This is a genomic window from Pseudovibrio ascidiaceicola (assembly GCF_900114245.1).
Lineage (GTDB): Bacteria > Pseudomonadota > Alphaproteobacteria > Rhizobiales > Stappiaceae > Pseudovibrio > Pseudovibrio ascidiaceicola.
Window position 1 is genome coordinate 1 of the sequence record NZ_FOSK01000033.1, and the last position, 5,678, is coordinate 5,678.

The 5,678-nt window shown below is 52.0% G+C and carries 2 tRNA genes and 3 rRNA genes; all 5 read right to left on the bottom strand.

Features of this window, described 5'->3' with window-relative positions:
• Nucleotides 1–44: 44 nt before the first annotated feature.
• A 5S ribosomal RNA gene (rrf, locus tag BM231_RS26600) occupies nt 45–159 on the bottom strand.
• Nucleotides 160–285: 126 nt separating this feature from the next.
• Nucleotides 286–3,008 (bottom strand): 23S ribosomal RNA (locus BM231_RS26605).
• 401 nt (nt 3,009–3,409) lie between these two features.
• Nucleotides 3,410–3,485: transfer RNA gene (locus BM231_RS26615), tRNA-Ala, on the bottom strand.
• Between the two features lie 175 nt (nt 3,486–3,660).
• Nucleotides 3,661–3,737, bottom strand: a tRNA-Ile gene (locus BM231_RS26620).
• Nucleotides 3,738–3,957: 220 nt separating this feature from the next.
• Nucleotides 3,958–5,441, bottom strand: a 16S ribosomal RNA gene (locus BM231_RS26625).
• The 16S, 23S and 5S rRNA genes sit together here with 2 tRNA genes alongside, the layout of an rRNA operon.
• Between the last annotated feature and the right edge of the window lie 237 nt (nt 5,442–5,678).

Sequence of the window (5,678 nt, forward strand, 5' to 3'; positions counted from 1 at the left end):
TGTTCATGTTTTATTTTGAAGATTTGTCGGTGTGGATTATTCATGCCCGGCGGCGCCCTACTCTCCCGCGTCTTAAGACGAAGTACCATTGGCGCAGGGGCGTTTCACTTCCGAGTTCGGGATGGGATCGGGTGGGGGCGCCCCGCCATAGCCACCGGGCAGGAATAAGTCACACTGACTTTTGAACTGGTCTGAGATGGCACTTTTTTGAAGTGCCAATGTTGTTTCCAAGTTATCGCTTTGATTTGTTAGCTATCTCATATCTATGATTATAGCTTAATGGGAGTGATCAAGATCAATCGAGCTATTAGTAAGGCTCAGCTTCGAGAGTTACCCCTCTTCCACATGCCTCCTATCAACGTGGTGGTCTTCCACGGCTCTCAAGGGAAGTCTAGTTTTGAGGTTGGTTTCCCGCTTAGATGCCTTCAGCGGTTATCCATTCCGAACATAGCTACCCTGCAATGCGGCTGGCGCCACAACAGGTCCACCAGAGGTTCGTCCATCCCGGTCCTCTCGTACTAGGGACAGATCCTCTCAAATTTCCTACACCCACGGCAGATAGGGACCGAACTGTCTCGCGACGTTCTGAACCCAGCTCACGTACCACTTTAATTGGCGAACAGCCAAACCCTTGGGACCTGCTCCAGCCCCAGGATGTGATGAGCCGACATCGAGGTGCCAAACAATGCCGTCGATATGGACTCTTGGGCATCATCAGCCTGTTATCCCCGGCGTACCTTTTATCCGTTGAGCGATGGCCCTTCCACGAGGGACCACCGGATCACTATGACCGACTTTCGTCTCTGCTCGACTTGTCAGTCTCGCAGTCAGGCAGGCTTATGCCATTGCACTCAACGAGCGATTTCCGACCGCTCTGAGCCTACCTTCGCGCGCCTCCGTTACCATTTGGGAGGCGACCGCCCCAGTCAAACTACCCGCCACACACGGTCCCGGGCGTTGTTGCGCCGCGGTTAGATATCCATGAGGACAAGGGTGGTATTTCAAGGATGGCTCCACCCGAGCTGGCGCCCGGGTTTCAACGCCTACCACCTATCCTACACATGTCATCACGAATACCAGTGTGAAGCTGTAGTAAAGGTGCACGGGGTCTTTCCGTCTGACCGCAGGAACCCCGCATCTTCACGGGGAATTCAATTTCACTGAGTCTGTGCTGGAGACAGCGGGGAAGTCGTTACGCCATTCGTGCAGGTCGGAACTTACCCGACAAGGAATTTCGCTACCTTAGGACCGTTATAGTTACGGCCGCCGTTTACTGGGGCTTCAATTCGGTGCTTGCACACCTCCTCTTAACCTTCCAGCACCGGGCAGGCGTCAGACCCTATACGTCGCCTTGCGGCTTCGCAGAGCCCTGTGTTTTTGATAAACAGTCGCAACCCCCTATTCTGTGCCCCCAATACAAAGTTGCCTTCGTATTGGGCTCCCTTCTCGCGAACTTACGGGAGCAATTTGCCGAGTTCCTTCAGCACAGTTCTCTCAAGCGCCTTGGTATACTCTACCTGTCCACCTGTGTCGGTTTCGGGTACGGTCTTAGCGTGGGAGCTATTTCCAGGAACACCTTCACCGCATCTCCAATCCAATAAGGAGATACGATACACGGCATCCGTCACTACCCACTGGCCGGGGAATATTAACCCCGTTCCCATCGACTACGCCTTTCGGCCTCGCCTTAGGGGCCGGCTAACCCTGCGCCGATTAGCGTTGCGCAGGAACCCTTGGACTTTCGGCGAGAGGGTCTCTCACCCTCTTTATCGTTACTCATGTCAGCATTCGCACTTCTGATACTTCCAGCAGCCCTCACGGGTCCACCTTCATCAGCTTACAGAACGCTCCGCTACCGCTTGTCAAAGACAAGCCCGCAGTTTCGGTGTATGGCTTTAGCCCCGGTACATTTTCGGCGCGGAGACCCTTATTTAGACCAGTGAGCTGTTACGCTTTCTTTAAATGATGGCTGCTTCTAAGCCAACATCCTGGTTGTTTTGGGATCTCTACATCCTTTCCCACTTAGCCATAACTTAGGGACCTTAACTGGCGGTCAGGGTTGTTTCCCTCTCCACAATGGACGTTAGCACCCACTGTGTGTCTGCCCTGCAGTACTTCCTGGTATTCGGAGTTTGGTTAGGATCAGTAAGGCGGTGAGCCCCCATAGCCCATCCAGTGCTCTACCCCCAGGAGTATTCACAGGACGCTCTACCTAAATAGATTTCGCGGAGAACCAGCTATTTCCGAGTTTGATTGGCCTTTCACCCCTAGCCACAAGTCATCCCCGAATTTTTCAACATTCGTGGGTTCGGTCCTCCAGTGCATGTTACTGCACCTTCAACCTGCTCATGGCTAGATCACTCGGTTTCGGGTCTAATCCAACGAACTAAGACGCCCTATTCAGACTCGCTTTCGCTACGCCTACACCTATCGGCTTAAGCTTGCTCGTTAAATTAAGTCGCTGACCCATTATACAAAAGGTACGCTGTCACCCTTACGGGCTCCAACTGTTTGTAAGCATTCGGTTTCAGGTACTATTTCACTCCCCTCGTCGGGGTACTTTTCACCTTTCCCTCACGGTACTGGTGCGCTATCGGTCGACTAGGAGTACTTAGGCTTGGAGGGTGGTCCCCCCATGTTCAGACAGAATTTCACGTGTTCCGCCCTACTCGAGGACTATAAATCTTTCTACCCGTACGGGACTATCACCCACTAAGGTCAAGCTTCCCAGCTTGTTCCGGTTCTTAATCTATAGCCACTGGCCTGATCCGCGTTCGCTCGCCACTACTAGCGGAGTCTCGGTTGATGTCCTTTCCTCCGGGTACTTAGATGTTTCAGTTCCCCGGGTTTGCCCCCTTGCGGGTACACCTTACGGTGTGGGTTGCCCCATTCAGAAATCGCCGGATCAAAGCTTATTCGCAGCTCCCCGACGCTTATCGCAGCGTATCACGTCTTTCATCGCCTCTAGTCGCCAAGGCATCCACCAAATGCTCTTAAGACACTTGATCACTCTCATTAGCTATAATCATAAAGGCCTCTTCCATAAGAAGTGCCTCTGACTAAACCAACAAAAATAAAGCTTGATTTAACTTGGCTTGTACATCGGTTGCCAGATGTACAATCAACAATACATACATCGTATGTATCAAAGACATATGCAATGCATATGCCTAGACCAGTTCATGAGACATAACTGGCGGGGCAGCGGTCAAGCGCCCCCGTACAATACCCTGGCGGGCATTGGTAACTGGCTAGCTGACACATCCGGCAAACCCCTAAAGGTCTGGCGCCAGATGCGGCCAATTATGTCTTCTCTTCAAAATGTCACAGAACAAGCAGGTTTTCAAAAAACCCGCAAAACGGATACTCTCTTAGTAGATCTTGGAACAAACTCTTCGGTAAAAAAAGTTGGTGGAGCCTAGGAGGATCGAACTCCTGACCTCCTGAATGCAAATCAGGCGCTCTCCCAGCTGAGCTAAGGCCCCTTTATTCTGGCCTCAAAGGACACTTCCTTGAAGTGTCCGCGCCGGCGTTAGCATCTGCTAACTTGGCTACCCTCGCATAAGCTCGGCGGACCAGTCGGTCCTACTCGCGCTAACGCGCTCGGGAGTGCGTGCCACAATTTCCAATTAACTTAAAAGCTGACATTCAAAATGTCATTGGTGGGTCGAGGAGGACTTGAACCTCCGACCTCACGCTTATCAGGCGTGCGCTCTAACCACCTGAGCTACCGACCCATTGTCACCAATGGCGCGCTCAAGCTTGAGCTACCGAACCTTTAAGCAATCTACATAAGAAAGAGAAACGAAGACGGCGGTATTCGCCAATGACACCTTAAAAGCCACTTCATTGAAGTGTCTAAGGCGTCAGGTGCTGATCATAATGCCAGCTATGTTCAAAAAATCAGTCGATAGCCTGTGACACGCAAGCGTGTCATTGCTGAAGACCAATCCTTAGAAAGGAGGTGATCCAGCCCCAGGTTCCCCTAGGGCTACCTTGTTACGACTTCACCCCAGTCGCTGACCCTACCGTGGTCGCCTGCCTCCCTTGCGGGTTAGCGCAGCGCCTTCGGGTAAAACCAACTCCCATGGTGTGACGGGCGGTGTGTACAAGGCCCGGGAACGTATTCACCGCGTCATGCTGTTACGCGATTACTAGCGATTCCAACTTCATGCTCTCGAGTTGCAGAGAACAATCCGAACTGAGACGGCTTTTAGAGATTAGCTACCCCTCGCGAGGTCGCTGCCCACTGTCACCGCCATTGTAGCACGTGTGTAGCCCAGCCCGTAAGGGCCATGAGGACTTGACGTCATCCCCACCTTCCTCCGGCTTATCACCGGCAGTCCCCCTAGAGTGCCCAACTAAATGCTGGCAACTAAGGGCGAGGGTTGCGCTCGTTGCGGGACTTAACCCAACATCTCACGACACGAGCTGACGACAGCCATGCAGCACCTGTCCTGACGTCCCCGAAAGGAACCAACCGTCTCCGGTTGTAGCGTCAAATGTCAAGGGCTGGTAAGGTTCTGCGCGTTGCTTCGAATTAAACCACATGCTCCACCGCTTGTGCGGGCCCCCGTCAATTCCTTTGAGTTTTAATCTTGCGACCGTACTCCCCAGGCGGAATGCTTAATGCGTTAGCTGCGTCACCAAATAGCAAGCTACCTGACAACTAGCATTCATCGTTTACGGCGTGGACTACCAGGGTATCTAATCCTGTTTGCTCCCCACGCTTTCGTACCTCAGCGTCAGTATCGAGCCAGTGAGCCGCCTTCGCCACTGGTGTTCTTCCGAATATCTACGAATTTCACCTCTACACTCGGAGTTCCACTCACCTCTCTCGATCTCAAGACTGACAGTATCAAAGGCAGTTCCAAGGTTGAGCCTTGGGATTTCACCCCTAACTTATCAGTCCGCCTACGTACTCTTTACGCCCAGTGATTCCGAACAACGCTAGCCCCCTTCGTATTACCGCGGCTGCTGGCACGAAGTTAGCCGGGGCTTCTTCTGCAGTTAATGTCATTATCTTCACTGCTGAAAGTGCTTTACAACCCTAAGGCCGTCATCACACACGCGGCATGGCTGGATCAGGGTTGCCCCCATTGTCCAATATTCCCCACTGCTGCCTCCCGTAGGAGTCTGGGCCGTGTCTCAGTCCCAGTGTGGCTGATCATCCTCTCAGACCAGCTATAGATCGTCGCCTTGGTAAGCCATTACCTTACCAACTAGCTAATCTAACGCGGGCACATCTCATGGCGATAAATCTTTCCCCCATAGGGCTCATAGGGTATTAGCAGTCGTTTCCAACTGTTGTCCCCTACCACAAGGTAGCTTCCCACGCGTTACTCACCCGTCTGCCACTAATCCCGAAGGATCCGTTCGACTTGCATGTGTTAGGCCTGCCGCCAGCGTTCGTTCTGAGCCAGGATCAAACTCTCAGGTTTTACTGAATATTAATCCCAACTTAAATCACGTTTCTGTACTCAAATCTAACCGACCATAAATGGCCAATTAATAGACGAGGAACACGCAAATAATTTAGACCGAAATCCAAATCTTTGGTGTTCTGAAAAACGTAAACTAAGTCAGTTATTCCGTAACAGTGCCTTGTTACCAAAACACTCGCGAATAACCGCCGTCCACGTTTCTCTTTCTTCTTCCGTATTCAATTGTCAATGAAC